This window comes from Enorma sp. (assembly GCF_982429025.1).
Genome location: NZ_CEWCAA010000029.1, coordinates 1 through 20,254, shown reverse-complemented (window position 1 = coordinate 20,254; position 20,254 = coordinate 1). Strand labels below are relative to the sequence as shown.

Here is a 20,254-nt window from a genome sequence, read left to right as displayed (position 1 = left end):
CTGATTTGGTGATAATCAGTAGCGATTGCATCGGGCGCCATTTGCGCCCGGCTGAGTGATAGGGGTTTCCTATGATTAACGATCGCAAAGTCGCCGTCGTCGGTTGCGGGTTCGTCGGGTCTTCCTCGGCGTTCGCCCTCATGCAGAGCGGGCTGTTCTCCGAGATGGTTCTCATCGATGTTGACGCCAAACGCGCTGAGGGCGAAGCGCTCGATATCGTGCACGGCGTGCCGTTCGCGAGCCCTATGAAGATTTACGCCGGAACGTATGCTGATGTCGCGGACGCTGCCATTATCGTGGTCACGGCCGGCGCCGCCCAAAAACCCGGCGAGACCCGGCTCGACCTGGTGAACAAGAACGTCGGTATCTTCAAGAGCATCATCCCGCAGATTCGCGAAAGCGGCTTCAAGGGCATCTTGCTCGTCGTCGCCAATCCGGTCGACGTTCTCACCTATGCCGCCATACGCATGTCTGGCCTGCCCGAGGGCCGCGTGATCGGCTCTGGCACGGTGCTCGACACCGCGCGGCTCAAGTACATGCTCGGCGAGCACCTCGACGTCGACCCGCGCGACGTTCACGCCTATATCATGGGCGAGCACGGCGATTCCGAGTTCGCGGCATGGTCGAGCGCCATGGTCGCCGGCGTGCCGCTCAACACGTTCTGCGAGATGCGCGGGCATCGCGACCATAAGGCCGCCGAAGCGCGCATCGCCGAGAACGTCAAGAACAGCGCCTACGAGATTATCGAGAAGAAGCACGCCACCTACTATGGCATCGCCATGAGCGTGAAGCGCATCTGCACCGCCATCATGCGCGACGAGGACTGCGTGCTGCCTGTCTCGAGCTTGATGGTGGGAGAGTACGGGCTTAACGATATCGCCATCTCCATGCCGACTATCATCGGCAAGGACGGCGTGGTGTGCCGTGTGCCGGTGGCGCTTTCCGATGACGAGATGGCGCAGCTGCACGGCTCTGCCGATGCGCTCAAGGCCATCATCGACCAGGTTGATTTCGAGGCATAGCTAAAGAAGGCCGTGCGTCGCCGGCTGGAAGAACGTGGCGCAAGGCGAGCGATTCACCGGGTGGGAGGGTGCGAGGCGCTCTTCCACCCGGTGATTTTGTTCTGGGCCGTGGCAGCTTCTTCCCCGCCGTGTTGGCTCCTGCTTGCAATGGTTTGGAATGCTTCGAGAAACTCCTGGTAACTATGGACTCCAAGTTTTTGGTAGATATGCTTTCGATGCGTCCTGATGGTATGCGGCGAGACGACGAGCTGGCTCGCGAGGGCGCTCACGCTGAGCCCGCGCGCGAGCCCGACGGCTACGGTCTGCTCGGCATCGGTGAGATGCGCCTTTCGGGCAAGACGCCTGCGGAGCAGGTGCTCGGGGAGCGAGAAGAGCGAATAGCGGGTTCGAACGTCTTTCGGATAGCTCCATGCGAAGACAAGCCCAATTACCATCAGGGCACCCGTTGCGATGGATGGCGGCACTGTGGCGTCGACCGATGCGGGAAGCCCGCCCGCGCAGCATGCGCCTGCTAAAACGCATGCATATGGGGGAAGCGCGGGAAGGATGCTTGGAATAGCGGTGTATCGGGCAAGGGAGAGTGCCAGTGCGCTTGATGCGGTCAGCAGCGCGGCGAAGACGACCGGAAGCGTTGCTGCGATCGGGACGATGAGGTCCGTTGGTGAGAGCCGCGTGATCGCAGCGGTGAGGGCGGCTCCTAGAAGCGCGAACCCAATAACCTGGAGCGGGCGCATACGGTAGATTTCTCTGTGCGCATCGTTTGAGCGATGCTTGCCGGCCGGGATGCCCAAGATGAAGCAGACGGTGCCGAGCGTCAATAACGCGTGGGCTCCAATGATCAGCGTTGCTCCCGTGCTTGGAAACGCGTGGGAAAGCGTAAACAGCCCGCCCGCGGTGACGCTTGCCAAAAGTAGCCTGAACGGCAGTCTGCGGGACGCGATGAGGTTGATAGAAAACATGCACTGGGCTGCAATTGGAATGATCGCGTAGGCGGCAAGCTCGCTGAAGAGGGCGGTTGCCCATGCGGGGCGAGGGACTGCAGGCGGGAACGCGAGCATCGCCGTGGCGACAAGGGATAGAAGGCTGGCGAGGCAGACAATGGAAGGTGTGGGCTCCGAGATGCCATCATGGGCGCGGTGAAGGATGAGCGCGACGAGCGCTGCTCCCATCAAAAGGGGAATGGTGCTGCCTACGGCGATGTTGCTGGCCTGCACTAACACGTGAAGCCTTAGCGAGAATGCGCTGCCAGCCGAGAACAGCAGGCAGCCCAACCAGAGCGAGGTGCCAATCCACGAGCGCGCCGTACCGGTCGCGATGGCGGCGCATCGCCGCATGAGCCATATCGAGATTGCTCCACCGCGTTGGGTGGAAGACACGTCGAACCGACGCATGGCATCGAGTGCATCGCGCTTGTTGGTGACCCCAAGCTTGCGGTAGCAGCGCTCAGCATAGGTTGATGCCGTCGATCGACGGATTCCGAGTTCATGTGCCACCTCGCTGAAGGAGCTCCCCTTATAGAGGGCGTAGATAATCTGCTGCTCGCGACCGGCGATGCCGTAGCGATCGAAAAACGGGGAAAACCGTTCTGGAGGATTGACGAGCTTGTTGGATGGCGGGTGCGCAAAGGTTGCGGCTCCGATTGCCAATACGAGCACAATGGCAAGATAGTGCACCCCTGCGTTCGCCAGCGCTCCCTCGTCATAGATGGATGCAGCGTTGAACGAGGCGGCTCTGGCCATCAGCACGCAGAGGGCGGGGAATAGGGCGATAGGCTCTTCACAAGATGCTGCCCGAAGTCCCGCTCGAGGCGTGGGGCATGCAAAGGCTACGGATAGCATTGCAGGGAGTATCGCGGTGAGGGAGAAGGCGGTCGGTAGCGCGACGGGAGGGGTGGCTATAACGGCGCCGGTTCCGATGGCGCCGCCGATTGCCGGAAGGAGCAGGAATCGCGCTTCGATCCGGTGCTGTCCAAGCGCGACGCTTCCTGTCAATCCGCAGGCGACGAGCACGAACATGATGCTTAGCCTGAGCCAGGTGCCCGCGTCGAGGGGCAGCCACACCGGCCAGCTCTCGAGGGCGGTGAGGCTGCCGTCGCTCGCGCACAGGCAGAAGGCGAGCGTTAGCGCCCCGATTAGGATGGCGTCGATGCGAAGTCGGGGAGGATGCGCCCACGGAGCGGCGTCGTCGATGCGCGGGACGCCTGTATCTTCGAATTCGCATCGATTGCCCCTGCGTTTTGAGCAGCTTATGGCAAGCACGCTGAAGCCAACGAGCATCACGACCGCGCTTGCGATGGCGGGGTGGAGCAAGGCAAGCAAGACGATTCCCGCGGCGAGAATGCTGGCTCCGGAAAGCATGCGGGCGGAACATCTGAACGCAGAGCGATAGAGGATGATCGCGACAAGGGGGAGCGCGGTGAACCAGCAGGCGGAGGCGACGGGTTCAAACACGGCGTTCGCTTCACCTCGGCTCACCGTGGACACGAGGAGCAGGATTCCCGCCCCGGCAATCGTTCCCGCGGCGCTTGCGGGACGTGTTGCGCATGCCCTCATGGTGCGTCGCACGCGGGGGGAGCAGAGGTAGGCAACAGACACCATGACCGTGATGAGGCTCATGCCCGGCAGGTTCGAGAACGCCTGCGGATAGGGGAGCCTGCCGAGTGGAAACCGGCTATCCCATAGGGCGGGAAGCGCTTCGCCGAGGGGTAGGCCAATGAGATTGAGGGTAAGGAGTGCAAGCGGAGCGGCTATGAAGGCTGTTTGCGCTCCCATTGCGAAGGCGCGCGACCGCCATGCGGGGCTGGGCAGGATAGACGGCATCAAGCTCGACGCCCCAGCCGCTTAAGATACTCCATTTCGAGCCCCTTCTGCTCTATCGCCTCATGCGGAATGCTCTGCACCCCGCGCTGCTCGACCCAGAAAACGCGTGTACACAGGCATTCTACCTCGTGAAGCAGATGGCTTGAAATGACGATGGTCGTGCCCTTCCGCGCGCGGGCGAGCAGCTCCTCCCTCATCATATGTACCCCTTCCGGGTCCAGCCCGTTCATGGGTTCGTCGAGGAGCAAGAGCGGGGGATCTCCCAAAAGCGCTTGGGCAAAGCCTAGGCGTTTTCTCATACCTTGGGAATATGCTCTCACCGGGGTGGCGTCGCTTGGATCGAGGCCCACATGGCGCATGAGGGCGTTGAGGTCGTTCACTGTGTTCTGCGAATACCGAGCTAGGAAGGAAAGGTTGTACCTTCCGGTTCCGGAGTCGATGAACGGGGGATTTTCGAACATGATGCCGCTTTCGGGAACATGGCCGCTTCCAAGGTCGGTGCCGCAGACCGTTCCCGTTCCCGCGCTCGGCGTGATAAGCCCCGCGAGCGTTCTGATGAGCGTGGATTTCCCCCGCCCGTTCGGGCCGATAAGGCCTACGATCTCTCCGGTTTTGATTTCAAACGAGATGTTTTCGAGGACGCGTTTTGATCGAAACGTGACGGACAGGGCGTTCAGCTTGATTGACGTTGCCCGGGAACCGTGGCGTGGGGCCGTGGATGATGATTCGAGCGTGGTCATCATGGGCGGGTTCCCCTTTCGGTCGTGGCGGCATGTTCCTGAACCTTGCGCGTTCTTCGTAGCGCGTACCGTCTGGCGATGCATGCAATAGAGATGATGAGGAGCGTAACGACCACTCCGATGAGCGTGGCAAAGCTGTTAACGCTGTATCCACGGAGAAGGCTCTGCACCTGCTGCGGGGCCATTTCATCGAGCGGGAGCTCGTTCGCTGCCCGTGCGAGCAGCGCCGGGCCGCCGACGCCCGTTTGGAACAGGCCGGCTCCCCAGGCGTACGTTCCCAGGCAGAGCGCGTCGACCACGACGCCTCGAACCGGTACGCCCGCACGTTCCGCCGCCCCCGCCGGATCGAGGAGGAATGTGAGGTCGGCAAAGAGTTGGGGAAGTTGAAGCACGATGAATTGCCCGAGGAACCCGACGAGTACGGGTAGCGCGGGGAATGCCGAGCGGATGGTGATTCCCGTATAGAACAGGACAACGCTCGTGCAGATGATGCTTTCGACGAACCAGATAAACAAAATGAAGTACGTGTAATTCCAGGTTTCGGGGACAAGGGAATACGTTGGGAGGCCCGGCAACAGATACTCGTCCGTAATGCCAGAATAGGCAAGCCATTCGGGTACGCGGGAAGTGGGAAGTGGGGTTGCGTAGAGCGCCTGGTCGACGATTGCCAAGGTTATGGCAAGTATGGCGACGAAGGTTGCGCATCGCAGCGCGACGGCGATGGCCTTTGACAGCCAAAGCGTTTTCCGATCGGCGACTTTGGTGAGAAGCAGCTGGTCGAAGCCCGTGGCGGCGTCACTTGAAAAGACGCTCATGCACAACACGAGGCTCGTAATGGGGATGAGGACAATGGCGCACCAGGTATCGTTAATGGCGATGTAGAACAAATCGATGGCCGTCGTTCCGTCGAGCGCGCCACCCAAGTCGTATTGGATGGTGTCGAGGCATAGGTACGACCTGCCGATAATGGCTGCCAGCAGCAACGTGCAGGCGATGACCGTTCTGCTGGAGAGGGGGCGTTCGAACTCGAGTCGTGCCAGGTGCAAGATGTTCACCAACGGCCTCCTTTCGTGCAGGCGCGTGGGGCACAGAGGCATGCAACAGCCAACGCGCCGCCCGCCGTCAGGCATGCCAGCGAGAACGCCGCGGCATGCGAGAGCGTGGCGGAAAGTTCGTTGTAAGAGTCGGGTTCGAGTAGCCCGATGATCGACATTGCGGACTCTTGCAACGAAGCCGGGGCGAACGTGAGTGCAAGGGGTGCGACGACGTCGCGCGCGAGGACCATCGCAAGGAGTGCAACGATAGGCGCGGCTCCGTTCGCCGAGATGATTCTGATGCCGGCTACAACGAGGGCAAGGCCAAGCGCCTCGATGAGGGTTTCGGCGCAGAGGACGAGGGAGATGAGTGCGGCATGGGGCAGGGGCGAGAGGTCCGCGCCCGCCTGCGCGAGCGTGTCAAGATAAGAAGGGTCGTAGCTTCCCGTGCAGCAGATGTGCATCGCGATGGCGACGATTCCTGTGGTTGCCAGCCAGAATAGCAGTGAATGTAAGACTGCTTCGCGCAAAAGGTCGCGTACCACGCGATGCGGGCTGCATCCATGGCAGGTCATGACCGGGAGGAATGCGAGGGGCAGGCGCTCTGCCATGCGCAGGCAGAGCGAGATCGGTATGCCGAGCACTAGGACATACGAGTTCGTTAGTGCGTAGGGCATGGCGAGTAGGGGAGGGAGGTCGCGAAGCCAGAACTCTCGGTCGCTTAGCACCGAATAGCCGAGCATGGTTGAGAAGGCGGATGGAAGGTCAAATAATATGACAACGGCGACTGAGGCGGTCAGCACAGCAGGATGGGGCAGAGCTATCCCGAGCCCTGCAGAACTCAACCTTGTTCTCATGCTACCTTCTTTCTTAAGCTAGGCGGCTGCCTTGATGTCGTCCCATGCGTTCAGGCGCAAGCTTTAGGGGAAATGGTTGCCGATGTAAGTGCGTATGTCATGTCGTACACCTGTGGTAACCTGCAAAAATCCGGTAAGTTAATGAATTTGCCCGATGGCTCATGCGGGCTTTTGGGTGCTGGGGGGATAACCGGCTTGGTTTGTACGTGGTAGTGTGAAGTATCTTGCTCGTAGTGCTGGCTTTAGCGGAGGAGCCCACAGACGAGTTGGATTCACGTTCGATTTGCCTTAAGCATTAATGGAGGTCGCATGGACAAAGAGAGCAAGGAACGACCTGCGTTTGCGAAGCGGCAGGCAGGTGGCACGTTCGTTACCTATGCGCAGACGAACTTCGACTCGCTCGACGAGCGACCCTTCGGCGCCGTCGATAGCCTCGTCCTCTCATGGCTCTCCTACTATCGCCTGCCCGAGCGGCTGTTGCGCGAGGTGCCTGGCATTGCATCTTGGAAGGGGGCTCCTGTTGGGGAGCTTTTGAGGGCGGAGTATTTCGAGGAGATGCTCGGCGATAGCTGGGATCCAGACGGCGGGCGCGACTTGCTCTTCGCCGTTTGCGCCAACCCGCGCTTCCGTGGGATGCGCATCGCCGGGTATCGCACGGCGTTTGACGACGCGACCGAAGAGCAGTTCGCCGCGGCGACGTTTCTGCTCCCAGATGGCTCCTCCTACATCGCCTTTCGCGGAACGGACTCTACTCTCGTGGGCTGGAAGGAAGATTTCAACATGGCCTTCCAGAGCCCCGTGCCCTCGCAGGTGTCTGCCCAGGAGTACCTGGAGGAGGCTGCGGCGGCGCTCGACGGCCCGCTCTACGTGGGAGGTCATTCCAAAGGGGGCAACCTTGCGGTGTACGCCGCGATCATGTGCCCGCACGCCCAGCAGGACCGCATCGTGCGCGCTTTCTCGCATGATGGTCCCGGCTTCAATGAGAACTTCCTGCGCGGCAAGGGGTTTGCCCGCATGCGCGACCGCATCGACAAGACGCTGCCCCGGTCTTCGGTTTTCGGCATGATTTTCGAGGACCAGGAGGACTATTCCATCGTGGACAGCACGAGCTTCGCGCTCATGCAGCACAATCCGTTCTCGTGGGTGGTCGACGGCACGGAGTTTCGCTGCGTGGAGCGCATCTCGGCTGGCGCGCGCTATGTGGATTCCACGCTTGCGAGCTGGGTTGCCCAGGTATCTCCCGAGGAGCGCGAGCGTTTCATCGACGCGCTCTTCCAGGTGATCAACGCGACCGATGCGACACGCTTTGCCGACATCCGCGATTCTTGGCAGGAGAGTGTTCCCAAGATGCTTGCCGCGGCAGGGGAGGTGGATTCCGAGACGCGGTCGCTTATAACCCGCACGCTGGGTATTCTTGCTCGGACTGCAACGGTGGGCAAGGTGTCCGGCGCGGCGCAGCGGGCGAAGACCGCGGCTTCTAAGGCTGCGGGTGCGGCGTCGAGCGCCATGGCGAAGCTTCCCGCGCCGCCGCTTTCCCGTTTGCGCATGCCGCACGAGGATGAAACGGCGGAATCGTAGCAATTTGAATCGTGGACACCGGGTGTCCGCGTTTCATCGGCCGATATGAATCGTAGACACCCGGTGCCTGCGTTTCATCCGCGGGTTACGCGCTTGCGGCGAGGCTGCGCAGCCGCGTGCGGTCTAGAACGGTTACCGAGCCGCGGCCAAGCTCGACGATGCCTTCCTGTTCGAAGTACTTGAGCATGCGCGAAACCACCTCGCGTGCCGTGCCGAGATGGCGGGCGATCTGGTCGTGCGTCATGGCGATGCGGGTCTGCCCGTTGCGCGCGAGCTCGTCGGAAAGAAAGACGGCGAGGCGGCGGTCGAAGCTCATAAAGAGCACCTGCTGCATAACCCAGATGCAGTCGCTGAAGCGCTCAGTCGCCTGCCGGTACGTGAATGCCTCGGCGTGCACGTTCGACTGCGCAACGCGCCCGAAGCTCGCGGCGTCGATTACGACGAGCTCGGCGGATTCTGTGGCATCGAGCGCGATATCGAAGGTGATCATGGGCATGATGCACGAGGCGGCGAGGACGCAGCATTCTCGCGGTCCCACGCGGAAGAGTGTGACCTCCTTGCCGGATTCATCGAGAAGATAGGCACGGAGCGACCCCGAAAGCATGAAAATCACGCCGGCGCAGCCCGTGCCGGCGCCTTGCACGTGCTCGCCGGCAGCGAAGCGAGCCACTCGGGCGCTGCTCACAAGGTCCTGCTTCTCGGCGGCGATCAGGTTATGCCAAAAGGGGATGCGCTGCGCGAGCAGCTCTTCGATGGCGGGCATAGGGCACGTGGCTCCCATCTGGTCGAGGGGTGTTCGTTCCATGGTAGACCAGATGGGAGCCGTGCGTATGGCTTGTTGCGGCGCATGTGCGAGGAAGGGGTGGCTGCCGCGTGCGTCAGATTGCTACACCTGCCGCCCGCACGGGCCGGTGCCGCTCGGAGGAAGCGCGCCGTCGCGGAGGGTCTGCTCTAGGAATCCGTAACCTCCGGAAACGTTCGCGCAGGAGAAGCCGTGCTGCGTTAGGATGCGGCAGGCAACGTAGCTCCGAAGGCCGCTTTGGCAGAACACGAGGAGGCGGCGGCCGCCGGGAAGCTCATCAAGACGTTCGCGCAGCTCGTCGAGGGGGACGTGGAGTGCCCCTTCGACACTGCCGCGGGCGACCTCGTCGGCAGTGCGCGTGTCGAGGAGAACGGGGCTGGCATCACTGCCATGCTCGCGCGCCGCGAGTTCGAGCGCCTCGCTCCAGCCAACCTGTTCGACGCGCCCCTCGAGGATATTCTCGATGAGGTATCCCGCCATGTTTACTGGGTCCTTTGCCGAGGCGTAGGGAGGGGCATAGGCAAGATCGAGCTCGGTGAGGTCGGTTGCGTCCATGCCCGCACGGATGGCGGTTGCAATAACATCGATGCGCTTATCGGAGCCCGCGCCGCCCACGATCTGGGCGCCAAGGATGCGGCCGGTATTCTGCTCGAATACGACTTTCATGACCAGGCTCTCGGAACCGGGGTAGTAGGTGGCGTGGTTCGCCGGAGTGAGCACCACGGCATCGGCGGCAAGGCCCGCTGCCTGCGCCGCGCGCAGGGTGAGCCCGGTCGTGGCCACGGTGAGGTCGAACATCTTGAGGACCGATGAGCCTTGCGAACCCTTGAAGGTGCGGTCGATGCCGCAGATGTTATCTGCCGCGATGCGCCCTTGCTTGTTGGCGGGGCCGGCGAGCGCGATGAGCGCTGGCTTTCCGGTGACGGCGTGCTTCACCTCGTTGGCGTCGCCCACGGCGTAGATGTCCGGGTTGCTCGTTCGCAGGTGCTCATCCACTTTGATCGCACCGCGGAGCCCCAGTTCGAGCCCTGCTTCGCGCGCGAGCGTGCTTTCGGGCGCCACACCTACCGCCATGATCGCGAGGTCGGCGTCGAGCGGAGCGCCTTCGGCGAGTGCGGTGCGTATGCCTTCGTCCAAGGCGGAAAAGCCGGTCACGTTCGCATCGAGCAGCACGCGGATGCCATGCTTACGCAGGTGGTTGTGGAGAATCGCCGCCATATCCTGGTCGAGCGTGGGCATGAGGTGGCTTCCGCGCTGCACCACGGTGACGTCGAGCCCCCGTTCGCGCAGGTTTTCGGCCATCTCGAGCCCGATGAAGCCGCCGCCTACGATGGTTGCCGCCTGCGGCCGCTCGCGCTCCACAAAGTCATGGATGCGGAAGGTGTCCTCAACGGTGCGCAGGGTGAAGAGGCGCTCGGAATCCGTGCCGGGCACGCCGGGGTCAACGGGGCGCGCGCCGGGCGAGAGGATAAGCTTGTCGTAGCGTTCGGCATAGACGCTGCCGTCGTCCAGACGCCGTATGCTCACGGTGCGGGCGTCGCGATCGATCGATACCGCTTCCTGGCGCACCCGCACGTCGATGCGGAAGCGGTTCCAGAAGCTCTCGGGCGTTTGCAGGGTGAGCTTGGCCCGGTCGGTGATGACGCCGCCGATGTAGTAGGGGAGCCCGCAGTTCGCGTAGCTCACGTATCCCGTGCGCTCGATGATGACGATCTCGGCCGCCTCGTTCAGCCGCCTCAGGCGCGCCGCGGCGGTGGCCCCGCCAGCCACGCCGCCGATGATAACTACCTTCATGCGTTGCCTCCCATCTCGAGCGGCCCTCTCCAGCGGTTGATGCCGCCCATATCGGTAACGTTGGTGTACCCCTGCGCCGCGAGCGAGCGGCATGCCGAGGCGCTTCGAGCGCCCGAAAGGCAGTACACGAAGAGTGAGCGGTTGCGGTTGGGCACGTGGTGCGGTGCCTCGCGGATGCGGTCAAGCGGCAGGTTCACCGCGCCCGGAAGATGGCCCTGGGCAAACTCCTCGGGCGATCGCACGTCGAGCACGGTCTTCTCCGCCACGGCATCCGCCTGCTGCATATGCTCGTTGATATTGGGTCCGAACAGTGCGTTAAGGAACATCGCGGCTCCCCTCGTAGGATGCGTTCATACAAGGGGAGCATAGGACGGGGCGGTCCCGCTTGTCAGTGACGATGTCACCAACGCGGATGTGAGACAGTTGTGCCGGGTCAATCTGTCTCATTTTGTCTCATGAGACAGATTGACCCGGCACAACTGTCTCACTTAGGAGCTATCGGCTCTCAATGGCTCCGATGTTTCTCAGCTCGATCGAGATGAGGCCGTTCGGCTCGTTCTTGAACGTGATATATTCGGGGTTCTTTCCCATTTCAACGGGAAAAGAGATTTCGATGCCCGTGTCGGTGCGAATCTTCTGGTTGCGCACGGCGGCGCGCTGCACCTGCGAACGCTCGACGGGAACGCGCTCGGGCAGGTGCTCTTCTTCGAGCGCTTCCTTCACGCGGTCGCGCAGCACGGGCTCGTCTTCAAAGGCCTCGTCCACGATATCCCAAGGTGGAAGTTCCTCGTCCTCCTCCACATGCTCGACCATCGCCGCTTTCGCCATGGCGAGCGCCACGCTCGTGTTCGCGCCGTGCTCCTCGGCCACCTCGGCGACCACGCGGGTTACGGTGTCGATGATCTCTTTGGTGGACACGCCCGCCTCGCATTGGAGCAGGCCGTCGGGGATGAGCATGGTGTCTTGGCCTGCGATGCTGCGCTTCTTGTCCTGGTAGAGCACCTCAAGCGTACTCGCGCGCACGAGCGCGTAAGACGAGATCTTCTGTGACGGGTTGGGCAGGATGGCGTAATGCCGGGCGATGTCGTTGCGCACGGAGCCATTTTGATCGGCGACCTCGTGCATGAATGCCATGCGGCTCGTCATGAGCAGGATGGCAAACCACCGGACGTCGTCTTCGTCTTCGAAATCCGCGACGAGAATGTCGGTGGATTCCGGCTTATCGGCGCGGGCGAGCTCGCCGCCAAGAAACTCGGCGATTTGCAAAGAGAGGTCGATGAAGTCGCGTTCGCCGAAGAAGTAGCGCTTGAGCTCCGTGGCGAATGCGCTCTCTTCCGCAAAGGTGCCGCGGCGGTTGTCGTCGGCGGTGCGGGCACGGCGCAGGTGCTTGGCCACGAAATTGCGCGTCGAGCGCGTCTCGAGCTCGAGCTCTTGCTGGGAAAACACGTTGACTGCAGAGTCGAGGTCGATGACGTGCAAGATCGCGTGGTTGATTTTGAACATGGACGAGGCCTTCCGATGGTGATGGTCTGCGCGGGCGTAAGCGAGCCGCGCAAAGAGCCTCTATTGTCGCATGAATCCACGCGGCGGGAAGGTTCGAGCCTCGAACTTGCGCGAGAACAGGGAAAGGTGCGGAAGAGGCCGGCGGCGCATTCCAGCCTGGCTGGAGCGCAGTCGGCCTCTCCGCACCTGCTCATATTTTGCGTGCTCACCTTAGAGCTGACGCAGCCCTTCCTCGAGGCCGGTTTTGCTGTCGGTCTTGTCGTCGCGTTGCTTGATGACGCGCGCGGGAACGCCGGCCACCACGGCGCCGGCTGGAACGTCCTCAACGACCACGGCGCCGGCGGCAACCACGGCGCGCTCGGCTACGTGGACGCCCTCGAGCACCACGGCGTTCGCACCGATCATCACGTTGTCTTCGATGATGACGGGCGTGGCGCTTGCGGGTTCAACAACGCCGGCGAGCACGGTCCCGGCGCCGATATGGCAGTTCTTTCCTACCGTGGCGCGCCCGCCCAGGACGGCGCCCATATCGATCATGGTGCCCTCGCCGATGACGGCGCCGATGTTCACGATCGCGCCCATCATGATGACTGCGTTGTCGCCGATGGAGACGCGGTCGCGGATGATCGCGCCGGGCTCGATGCGCGCGTTCACGCCCTTGAGGTCCAAAAGCGGAACGGCGGAGTTGCGGCAGTCGTTCTCGATGTCGAAGTGCTCGATCGCGTCAGCGTTAGCTTCCAGCAGGGCAGAGACTTCGGACCAATCGCCAAAGACCATGCGCCCTTCCGGAGAACCATACACGCGCAACGATCCCCACTCGATCGTCGCTCCCGGCTTTTCCCGAATGTATGCTTTCACCGGCGTCTTCTTAGGAGCCGAAGCGATGAAGTCGATGATTTCCTGAGCATTCATGTTCGTGACGTTTTCACCCATCAATAACCCTTTCTGCTTGAATTCTCTGTTAGCGAGCGCGGCCCAGAAGCAGCAGCTTGCGAGTGTGTTTGCATCTGCACGAGGCAATCGGGTGGCCGTTGCTGAGGGGTTCCGGCCCCGTCGAATGCGAGTTCCGCACGAGCCGAAGGCGCCGGTGGCGCCTTCGCGCGAGCCAGGACTGCTCGAGCAGGCGACGGGGCCGGAACCCCCATCTGTTACCTTTACCCGAACATCACCTCGTCGAAGGTATAGAACCCCTTGTCGCGAACGATGAGCTTCTGCGCCGCCGCGAGCGCCCCGTTCACGAAGATCTCCCTGCTTTCGGCGCGATGCGTAAGCGAAACCTCCTCGCTCGGTCCGAAGAACGATACCGTGTGCACGCCCGCAACCGTGCCGCCGCGCAGAGCGTGAACGCCCACTTCCTGCGTATCGCGCGCGCCGCAGAGGCCTTCGCGTCCGTACACGGGCTTCACGCTGCCGGCACCCAGCTCAGCCTTTGCTGCGCGCACCTCGTCAAGCAGCATCGTTGCCGTACCGCTTGGCGCATCGGCCTTCTGGTTGTGGTGCGTCTCCACGATCTCGATGTCGAAACCAGGGAGTTCGCGCGTCGCCTGGGCTACAAGGTGCCTGAGCGCCGCGATGCCGATGGAGTAGTTGCCCGACCACACGACGGGGGCGGTGCTGCCCAGTTCGCGCAAGACCTCGAGCTGCTCATCCGAATAGCCCGTGGTTCCGCTTGCCAGGGCGGTGCCGGTCCTGCGCACGTAGCCGGCGACAGCGTCGAGTGCGGCAACGTTCGAGAAATCGATGATGACATCCGCAGCAGGGGCGGTCTCAAGCTCTTTCACCTCAAAGCCAACTTGCGCTACCACCTTAAACAGCGGCTCGCCCGCGTTGTCGCGCATTTCGCGAGCGGTGCGGTCGATGAGGGTTCCCATGCGGCCCGTGCCGCAGATAACGATGCTAAGCAAGAATACCAGCCTCCTTCAGGGCCTGGGTAAGTCCGCTACGCGCGCCTTTCGACATCGAGCAGAGCGGCAGGCGGTAGTTCGCTTTGATGAGCCCCATCTGGGCGAGCGCCTCCTTGACGGGGATGGGGTTGACCTCGCTGAAGAGCGCGTGCACGAGCGGTTGCCCGGCAATTTGAATCTCTCGCGCGCGCTGGGTGTCGCCGTCCAGGTAGGCGCGGCACATTTCATGCACGAGCGCGGGCTGCACATTCGCCCAGACCGAGATGACGCCGCTCGCGCCGAGCGACATGAGCGGTACCGCGATGCCGTCCTCGCCCGAGAACATACGGAACTCGGGCCCAATGAGATGCGCGATGCTCGCGGCGAACGCGACGTTTGCGCTCGCTTCTTTCACGCCCATGATGTTGGGGTGCTGGGCAAGCCGCTCCATGTTCGCGGCCGAGATGGAGCACCCGCAGCGCCCGGGGATGTTGTAGAGGATGCAGGGGATGTCGACTCCGTCTGCGACGGTCGCGAGGTGGCGATAGATGCCCTCTTCGTTCGCCTTGTTGTAGTACGGCGTGATGATAAGCAGTCCATCCACGCCGAGCTTCTGGTAGGCGAGGCTCTTTTCCAGCATGGTCTCGGTGCTGTTGGAGCCCGAGCCTGCGATGACCGGCACGCGGCCGCCAACGTGCTCGACCACGAAGCGGCAAACCTCGTTGTCCTCTTCATGCGACATCGTGGAGCTCTCGCCGGTGGTGCCGAGTGTGAGGATGCCGTCGGTGCCGTTTTCGATCTGGAACTCGATGAGGCGGTCGAGCGCTTCGAAGTCGACGCTTCCGTCGTCGTTGAATGGCGTTACGAGCGCGACGATCGACCCTTCAAGATGCTGCATGTCCATCGTTGCTCCTTCCTGTTGAATGAGACAGTTGTACCGGGTTAATCTGTCTCATGGAATGAGACAGTTGTACCGGGTTAATCTGTCTCATCTCTCTCGTGTATGGCGACGTGCTCGAGCAGCGCGCGCCCTTGGGGTAGCACGTCGAGCGTGGCGAAGTAATCGGCGGGGGTTTCTGCCCGGCGGATAAGCTCCGTCGACCCATCGGTGCGGAGCAGCACTTCTGCCGAGCGAAGGCGACCGTTGTAGTTGTAGCCCATCGAGTGCCCGTGTGCGCCGGTGTCGTGGATGATGAGCAGGTCGCCGATTTCGATCTTAGGGAGCTTGCGGTCGATGGCGAACTTGTCGTTGTTCTCGCAGAGCCCTCCCGTGACGTCGTAGGTGCGCGTGGCCGCCTCCTGCGATTTGTCCGGGCCGTCTGCCTGCCCCATCACGGTGATGTGATGGTATGCGCCGTACATCGCGGGACGCATGAGGTCGGCAGAGCAGGCGTCGACGCCGATATAGTCTTTGTAGATGCGCTTCTCGTGGATAGCGCGTGTGACCACGCAGCCGTACGGTCCGAGCATGAAGCGTCCCATCTCGGTGTAGATGGCGACGTCCCCCATGCCCGCCGGCACGAGAATCTCCTCGAAGGCGCGTCGCACGCCCTCGCCGATGGCGCGGATGTCGTTGGCGGGCTCATCGGGCCGGTAGGGGATGCCCACGCCGCCGGAGAGGTTCACGAACCCAACGTGCGCCCCCGTCTCGCGCTGCAGGCGCACGGCAAGCTCGAAGAGAATGCGCGCGAGCGCGGGGTAGTAGTCGTTCGTGACGGTGTTCGAGGCGAGGAAGGCGTGGATGCCGAAGGTCTTGGCACCGCGTTCGCGAAGCATCCGAAATGCTTCGAAAAGCTGCTCCTCGGTCATGCCGTATTTCGAATCTCCCGGGTTGTCCATGATATCGTTGGCAAGTCGGAAGAGCCCGCCGGGGTTGAACCGGCAGCTCACGGTTTCGGGAATGGGGCCCGCGACGCGTTCGAAAAACGGGATATGGCTGATGTCGTCAAAGTTCACGATGGCGCCGAGCTCGCGTGCAAGGCGAAAATCCGCAGCGGGCGTGTCGTTCGACGAGAACATGATTTCCGGGCCGGGCACATTGAGGGCACGGGCGATCATGAGCTCCGTCGAGCTCGAGCAGTCGCATCCACAGCCGTATTCCCGTAGGATCGAGATGAGCGCGGGGTTGGGATTGGCCTTGACGGCAAAATACTCGCGGAAGCCGGGGTTCCAGGAAAAGGCTTCGCGCACGGCTTCCATGTTGGCGCGAATTCCCGCCTCGTCGTAGAGGTGGAATGGGGTAGGGTAGCGGCCGGCGATGTCGACCAGCTGGTCCTTCGTGACAAACGTTCGCTTCATGGCAAACTCCTTGGCTGATAGCGCTCCTGCATGCTTGCAGACAGTCTTGCGAGTGTTCCCCGCAAGCCCACACGGCGCCCGCGCCCGGTTGCCGTGTTCGGCGGGTCCGCCTTGCTGCGGGGTCGCTGCCTGCCGGCTCGCCCGCGCTCAATCTCGCCCGCGCCTCTATCAAGTGCGTCAACTGTACCATAGGCCTGCGCGAAGCCGGCCCGTTTCGCTCGTTTTGCCGTTAGGTTTCCGGTTGGTTACACGTGGTGCGCCACGCGGCTATAGGCGAGCCACCACCTCGCGCGCGTTGACGAGACGCAATGGTGAAGATCGCTGGCGTGGTGCCCAAGGCCACCGCCTCGCGCGCGTTGATGAGACGCTACAATGTCGTGGTCGTTATGTAGGGAGTGATCGCCATGCCGCACGCGTGCCCGCCTTTCAACGCCTCCGCCACCGATGGCGAGGGCCTTCTCAGCTCCGTCGAGGGCCAAGAGCTCCTCGACGAGCTCACGCGCTACCGCCGCGACCTCCACCGCATTCCCGAACTTGACGATGACCTGCCTCGGACCATCGCCTACGTGCGCAGCGTGCTCAGCGGGCTTTCGTGCGATGTCCTCGAGCCGTGCAAGGGGGCGGTATGCGCGTTTTTCGACCTCGGTCGCGCCGAGACGGTGGCGATCCGGGCGGATATGGATGCGCTTCCCATCGACGAGGCGAGCGGAGCGGCGTTCTCGAGCGAGCACCCCGGTCGCATGCATGCCTGCGGCCACGATGGCCACATGGCCATGGCGCTTGCGGCGGCCACATGGGTCGATCGCGTGGCGCGGGGCGCGGATGCTGTCGTTCGAGCGGGGCAGCTTCCCAGAAACGTTCTCTTCGTGTTCCAGCCGGCGGAGGAGACCACGGGCGGTGCGAAGCGCGTGTGCGAGAGCGGCGTTTTCGAGCGCTGTCGCGTTGCGCGCATCTTTGGCATGCACCTCTGGCCCGATTTGCCTGCGGGCAGCCTCGCATCGCGGCCTGGCCCGCTGCTCGCGCGCTCGAGCGAGACGACCATCACGTTCCACGGCGTGTCGAGCCATATCGCGAAGTGGAGGGATGGTCGGGACGCCCTGGGGGCCGCGGCGCGATTCGTGGTGGGATCGAAGTGGCTTTCGCGAAAACTGGAGCAGGACGAGCCGTTTCTGCTGCGCTTTGGCCATATGACGGCAGGTACGGTGCGAAACGCCGTTGCCGGGCAGGCGCGCGTGGAAGGCAGCCTCCGGGTGTTCTCGGACGATATGTTCGCCCGCGCGCAGGACGAGGTTCGCGCGTTGGCGCAAACTGCTGCCGATGAGGAGGGGTGCACCTTCGATCTCCACTTTTCGGAGGGGTATCCGCCCGTGGTAAACGACGGGACGCTTTTCGGGGAGGCCGCACAGGCGCTACCGGAGCTCGAGCGCGTGCCCGAGCCGCTCCTCATAGCCGAAGACTTCGCGTTTTATCAACGCTATCTGCCGGGTGTGTTCTTCCTGCTGGGAACGGGAACGGGTATCCCGCTCCATGCCGATACCTTCAACTTCGACGAGCGCGTGCTGCTGCGCGGCGTCCGGGCGTACCAGCAGCTTCTCTTCGGCGTATAGCGAAGCTGCCTTCCCCCAACTCTTTGGAGGCTTGTTCTCGAGCTCAGCCGAACATGTTGCGCTGAGTCTGGGGCCGTCTCGATGGGGCTCAGGCTAGGGATATGTGGAACGAAAAACCGAGCATACCCTGCGGCGAACGGGGCGCCGTTTGGGGTATACTCGTGTCGAGCAGAAGGTTTTAAGCCCTCCTGTGGATAACTTTCTTGTGGGTGATGCCCACGCTGAACAGCCGTCTCCACCAAGGCGGCTGTTCCCTTTTGCGTCAAGCATCACCCTAGGCTCGGATTAGACGAGCATCTCGTAGGCCAATAAGACCAGAGCAAGAAGCACTGCCGCCGAAAGCAGCAGCTGGGTGAGCTTCTGCATAGGATCCCTCCATCTACCCCGCTGGACTCGGAGGGCACCGCCCGCTCGCTTAGTTAAATAATATCACCTTTTTAGCAGAAAAAGAACATATGTTCGATATTAGTTGCGGCAAAACTAGTTCTGAGAATGATCGTAGCTATGCCTGTTCTTTATGCCGATGCATGCATCGCCTGCTCACGCTCACCAACGCTGCTCACCTGTGATACACTGCAACCATGCCGAACGCATAAGCAGCATATTCCGTTCAAAATCATAGCCATATACGCATGTCATTCGTTTTTCGCATGTTTCGCAGGCATATCGGTTGCCAGGAATATCGGCTCGGGCAGACTGCCAGGCCGCATTGTCGCTGCGAGCTGGGGTCATAATGCCAAGACTAGGAGGTCGAAGATGAAATTCTTCCTCGACACCGCGAATCTCGAGGAGATTCGCGAGGCGGTGAGCTGGGGCGTCATCTCGGGCGTTACCACGAATCCGTCGCTGTACGCCAAGACGGGAGGTACGCTTGCTGGGTATGAGGACCACATGCGCGCCATCTGCGCCGTATGCGACGGCCTGCCGGTCTCGGCTGAGTCTTGTGCTGATACCACGGAGGGTATGATTGAGGACGGTCGCCGGTTCGCGCGCATCGCTCCGAATATCGTCGTCAAGCTTCCGGTGTGCACGGAGGCCCTGGCAGCGACGCATGCGCTGGCGCAGGAGGGCATCTCGGTGAATATGACGCTCGTGTTCACCGTTCCCCAGGCATTGCTCGCCGCCCGTGCGGGTGCGCGCTACATCTCGCCTTTCGTTGGGCGCTTTGACGACATCGCCGAGGATGGCGTCGAGCAGCTTTCGAACGTGTGCGCCGCCATCCACAACTTTGATTTCGGCCACGAGGTCGAGATCATCGGCGCCTCGATTCGCACGCCGAACCACATCACCCAAGCCGCCCTCATGGGCTGCGATATCGCGACGGTTCCGTTCGCCGCGTTGAAGAAGGCCGTCAAGCATCCGCTCACCGACCGCGGCCTTGCATCGTTTTTGGAAGACTGGAAGAAGGTTGAACTGGCATAGTGGCAGAGGATACGAACACCACCACCGGCTCCGGCACAGGAGCTTCCGAGGCGCAGGAGAAGCCGCGCCGCACCACCCGTGCCCGTCGTACGACGAAGAAGGCAGAGGAGGCCAAGCCGGCCGCCAAGAAGGCGTCGGCATCCGCTTCGAGCGAGCCTGACGCGCCGAGCGCATCGAAGACGGCGGCCGGTGAAGTGACGGCCGAGGTCGCGCAGGCGCGCGCCCTGGCGCAGATCTCGCAGGCGTCGATCGTTCGCAAGCAGCGCCGCGCCGCCGCTCGCGCGGAGGAAGCGTTGACGGCCCCCGCTAAGGCCACGCGGACGCGCCGCACCAAGAAGGCGGCGGATGCGGCCGATGCTGCTACGGCTGCCTCTGGTGAGGCGGCGCTTCCGGGCGATGCCGCGCAGGCGAGCGAGTCCGCGAAGGCTTCTGCCAAGCCGCGCAGTACCTCGAAGAGGACCAAGAAGGTTGCTGGTGACGCAGAAAAGGCTGCTGCAGATGCAGCGACGGCCCCCGCTACAGATGACGCTGCCGTGTCTGCAGCCCCTGCCGTCGACCCGGCGCTTCGTCCGCATCGCCGCGGCCGGAAGCCCAAGGCCTATGTCGAGGCGGAACGCGCCGCAGCCGCAGCGCTTGCGGCGGCGCAGGCGGCTTCTGCTGCGGGGGACGAGCGGGCGGAAGCTTCCGCAGCCCCCGATACTGCTGAAGGTGCGGCGCCCGTGGAAGACCATCGCCCCGGCCGTGCCCGCCGCGCTGCAGCCGACGGTGCGATGCGTGCGCCGCGAAAGCGCCGGGCTTCGTCTGACGAGGCCGCGGCCGAGGCCGTCGGAGCAGCTCAGGATGCCGCTGCGTCTGGGGAAGCTCCCTCTGCCGGCCCCGAGGCGCAGGCTGCCGA

General features: G+C 62.7%; 16 protein-coding genes, 1 pseudogene and 1 riboswitch. Of the genes and pseudogenes, 5 read left to right on the top strand and 12 right to left on the bottom strand.

Going from position 1 to position 20,254, the window contains the following annotated elements:
• The first annotated feature begins 71 nt into the window (after positions 1-71).
• Positions 72-1,022 carry an L-lactate dehydrogenase gene (locus AC1VS5_RS06240; RefSeq protein ID WP_419044385.1) on the top strand — a complete coding sequence of 317 codons (951 nt, stop codon included), beginning with the start codon at positions 72-74 and terminating at the stop codon, positions 1,020-1,022.
• Positions 1,023-1,075: 53 nt separating this feature from the next.
• On the opposite strand, the gene AC1VS5_RS06235 is transcribed toward AC1VS5_RS06240, so the two are convergent.
• The 4 genes from AC1VS5_RS06235 to AC1VS5_RS06220 are packed head-to-tail and all read right to left on the bottom strand — an operon-like array spanning position 1,076 to position 6,472.
• The gene (locus AC1VS5_RS06235) at positions 1,076-3,841 is read right to left on the bottom strand and encodes a LuxR C-terminal-related transcriptional regulator (protein ID WP_481218067.1); all 2,766 of its coding nucleotides are present in this window, start codon (positions 3,839-3,841) and stop codon (positions 1,076-1,078) included.
• On the bottom strand, positions 3,841-4,584 hold the full coding sequence (locus AC1VS5_RS06230) for an ABC transporter ATP-binding protein (protein ID WP_481218063.1): 744 nt from the start codon (positions 4,582-4,584) through the stop codon (positions 3,841-3,843). The genes AC1VS5_RS06235 and AC1VS5_RS06230 overlap by 1 nt, the downstream gene beginning before the upstream one ends.
• The gene (locus AC1VS5_RS06225) at positions 4,581-5,636 is read right to left on the bottom strand and encodes a DUF2705 family protein (protein WP_346679650.1); all 1,056 of its coding nucleotides are present in this window, start codon (positions 5,634-5,636) and stop codon (positions 4,581-4,583) included. The genes AC1VS5_RS06230 and AC1VS5_RS06225 overlap by 4 nt, the downstream gene beginning before the upstream one ends.
• Positions 5,633-6,472, bottom strand: coding sequence for a hypothetical protein (locus AC1VS5_RS06220; RefSeq protein ID WP_481218062.1), 840 nt, complete (start codon positions 6,470-6,472; stop codon positions 5,633-5,635). Before AC1VS5_RS06220 ends, AC1VS5_RS06225 begins: the two co-directional genes overlap by 4 nt.
• 309 nt (positions 6,473-6,781) lie before the next feature.
• Between AC1VS5_RS06220 and AC1VS5_RS06215 the strand changes: the two genes are divergently transcribed.
• Positions 6,782-8,050 carry a DUF2974 domain-containing protein gene (locus AC1VS5_RS06215; RefSeq protein WP_481218061.1) on the top strand — a complete coding sequence of 423 codons (1,269 nt, stop codon included), beginning with the start codon at positions 6,782-6,784 and terminating at the stop codon, positions 8,048-8,050.
• A gap of 85 nt (positions 8,051-8,135) precedes the next feature.
• Here AC1VS5_RS06215 and AC1VS5_RS06210 read toward each other — a convergent pair whose 3' ends face one another.
• The 8 genes from AC1VS5_RS06210 to AC1VS5_RS06175 all read right to left on the bottom strand — a co-directional run bounded on the left by AC1VS5_RS06210 (position 8,136) and on the right by AC1VS5_RS06175 (position 16,330).
• Entirely contained in the window at positions 8,136-8,855 is a 720-nt protein-coding gene (locus tag AC1VS5_RS06210) for a Crp/Fnr family transcriptional regulator (RefSeq protein ID WP_481218060.1), read from the bottom strand.
• 81 nt (positions 8,856-8,936) lie between these two features.
• Positions 8,937-10,646 (bottom strand): FAD-dependent oxidoreductase, encoded by a 1,710-nt coding sequence (locus tag AC1VS5_RS06205; RefSeq protein ID WP_481218059.1) that lies wholly within the window; start codon positions 10,644-10,646, stop codon positions 8,937-8,939.
• The gene (locus tag AC1VS5_RS06200; protein ID WP_329739621.1) at positions 10,643-10,972 is read right to left on the bottom strand and encodes a rhodanese-like domain-containing protein; all 330 of its coding nucleotides are present in this window, start codon (positions 10,970-10,972) and stop codon (positions 10,643-10,645) included. Before AC1VS5_RS06200 ends, AC1VS5_RS06205 begins: the two co-directional genes overlap by 4 nt.
• A 169-nt stretch (positions 10,973-11,141) precedes the next feature.
• Positions 11,142-12,149: a nucleoid-associated protein gene (locus tag AC1VS5_RS06195; protein WP_144688064.1), complete on the bottom strand. Its 1,008-nt coding sequence runs from the start codon at positions 12,147-12,149 to the stop codon at positions 11,142-11,144.
• A gap of 210 nt (positions 12,150-12,359) precedes the next feature.
• Positions 12,360-13,082 (bottom strand): 2,3,4,5-tetrahydropyridine-2,6-dicarboxylate N-acetyltransferase, encoded by a 723-nt coding sequence (gene dapD, locus AC1VS5_RS06190; RefSeq protein ID WP_481218058.1) that lies wholly within the window; start codon positions 13,080-13,082, stop codon positions 12,360-12,362.
• 221 nt (positions 13,083-13,303) lie between these two features.
• Entirely contained in the window at positions 13,304-14,053 is a 750-nt protein-coding gene (dapB, locus tag AC1VS5_RS06185) for a 4-hydroxy-tetrahydrodipicolinate reductase (protein ID WP_481218057.1), read from the bottom strand.
• Positions 14,046-14,936: a 4-hydroxy-tetrahydrodipicolinate synthase gene (gene dapA, locus AC1VS5_RS06180; protein ID WP_481218056.1), complete on the bottom strand. Its 891-nt coding sequence runs from the start codon at positions 14,934-14,936 to the stop codon at positions 14,046-14,048. Before dapA ends, dapB begins: the two co-directional genes overlap by 8 nt.
• Positions 14,937-15,010: 74 nt before the next feature.
• Complete coding sequence (locus AC1VS5_RS06175) at positions 15,011-16,330, bottom strand: diaminopimelate decarboxylase family protein (RefSeq protein WP_481218055.1); 1,320 nt, start codon at positions 16,328-16,330, stop codon at positions 15,011-15,013.
• 10 nt (positions 16,331-16,340) lie between these two features.
• Positions 16,341-16,506, bottom strand: a riboswitch (Lysine riboswitch).
• A 228-nt stretch (positions 16,507-16,734) separates the two neighbouring features.
• Here AC1VS5_RS06175 and AC1VS5_RS06170 point away from each other — a divergent pair.
• From AC1VS5_RS06170 to AC1VS5_RS06160, 3 genes and pseudogenes are all read left to right on the top strand, one after another.
• Positions 16,735-17,937 (top strand): amidohydrolase, encoded by a 1,203-nt coding sequence (locus AC1VS5_RS06170; RefSeq protein WP_481218054.1) that lies wholly within the window; start codon positions 16,735-16,737, stop codon positions 17,935-17,937.
• A gap of 756 nt (positions 17,938-18,693) precedes the next feature.
• The gene (locus AC1VS5_RS06165; RefSeq protein WP_481218053.1) at positions 18,694-19,359 is read left to right on the top strand and encodes a transaldolase family protein; all 666 of its coding nucleotides are present in this window, start codon (positions 18,694-18,696) and stop codon (positions 19,357-19,359) included.
• A pseudogene (locus tag AC1VS5_RS06160) lies at positions 19,359-20,254 on the top strand (hypothetical protein); the annotation flags it as partial. The gene AC1VS5_RS06165 and the pseudogene AC1VS5_RS06160, both read left to right, overlap by 1 nt.

What these genes read in the sequence shown, in the direction of transcription:
- AC1VS5_RS06220 (WP_481218062.1), bottom strand. Translation starts at nt 6,472, where the DNA reads ATGAGAACAAGGTTGAGTTCTGCAGGGCTCGGGATAGCTCTGCCCCAT.
- AC1VS5_RS06200 (WP_329739621.1), bottom strand. Translation starts at nt 10,972, where the DNA reads ATGTTCCTTAACGCACTGTTCGGACCCAATATCAACGAGCATATGCAG.
- AC1VS5_RS06175 (WP_481218055.1), bottom strand. Translation starts at nt 16,330, where the DNA reads ATGAAGCGAACGTTTGTCACGAAGGACCAGCTGGTCGACATCGCCGGC.
- AC1VS5_RS06230 (WP_481218063.1), bottom strand. Translation starts at nt 4,584, where the DNA reads ATGATGACCACGCTCGAATCATCATCCACGGCCCCACGCCACGGTTCC.
- AC1VS5_RS06210 (WP_481218060.1), bottom strand. Translation starts at nt 8,855, where the DNA reads ATGGAACGAACACCCCTCGACCAGATGGGAGCCACGTGCCCTATGCCC.
- AC1VS5_RS06215 (WP_481218061.1), top strand. Translation starts at nt 6,782, where the DNA reads ATGGACAAAGAGAGCAAGGAACGACCTGCGTTTGCGAAGCGGCAGGCA.
- dapA (WP_481218056.1), bottom strand. Translation starts at nt 14,936, where the DNA reads ATGGACATGCAGCATCTTGAAGGGTCGATCGTCGCGCTCGTAACGCCA.
- AC1VS5_RS06170 (WP_481218054.1), top strand. Translation starts at nt 16,735, where the DNA reads ATGCCGCACGCGTGCCCGCCTTTCAACGCCTCCGCCACCGATGGCGAG.
- AC1VS5_RS06195 (WP_144688064.1), bottom strand. Translation starts at nt 12,149, where the DNA reads ATGTTCAAAATCAACCACGCGATCTTGCACGTCATCGACCTCGACTCT.
- AC1VS5_RS06240 (WP_419044385.1), top strand. Translation starts at nt 72, where the DNA reads ATGATTAACGATCGCAAAGTCGCCGTCGTCGGTTGCGGGTTCGTCGGG.
- AC1VS5_RS06205 (WP_481218059.1), bottom strand. Translation starts at nt 10,646, where the DNA reads ATGAAGGTAGTTATCATCGGCGGCGTGGCTGGCGGGGCCACCGCCGCG.
- AC1VS5_RS06235 (WP_481218067.1), bottom strand. Translation starts at nt 3,841, where the DNA reads ATGCCGTCTATCCTGCCCAGCCCCGCATGGCGGTCGCGCGCCTTCGCA.
- dapD (WP_481218058.1), bottom strand. Translation starts at nt 13,082, where the DNA reads ATGGGTGAAAACGTCACGAACATGAATGCTCAGGAAATCATCGACTTC.
- AC1VS5_RS06165 (WP_481218053.1), top strand. Translation starts at nt 18,694, where the DNA reads ATGAAATTCTTCCTCGACACCGCGAATCTCGAGGAGATTCGCGAGGCG.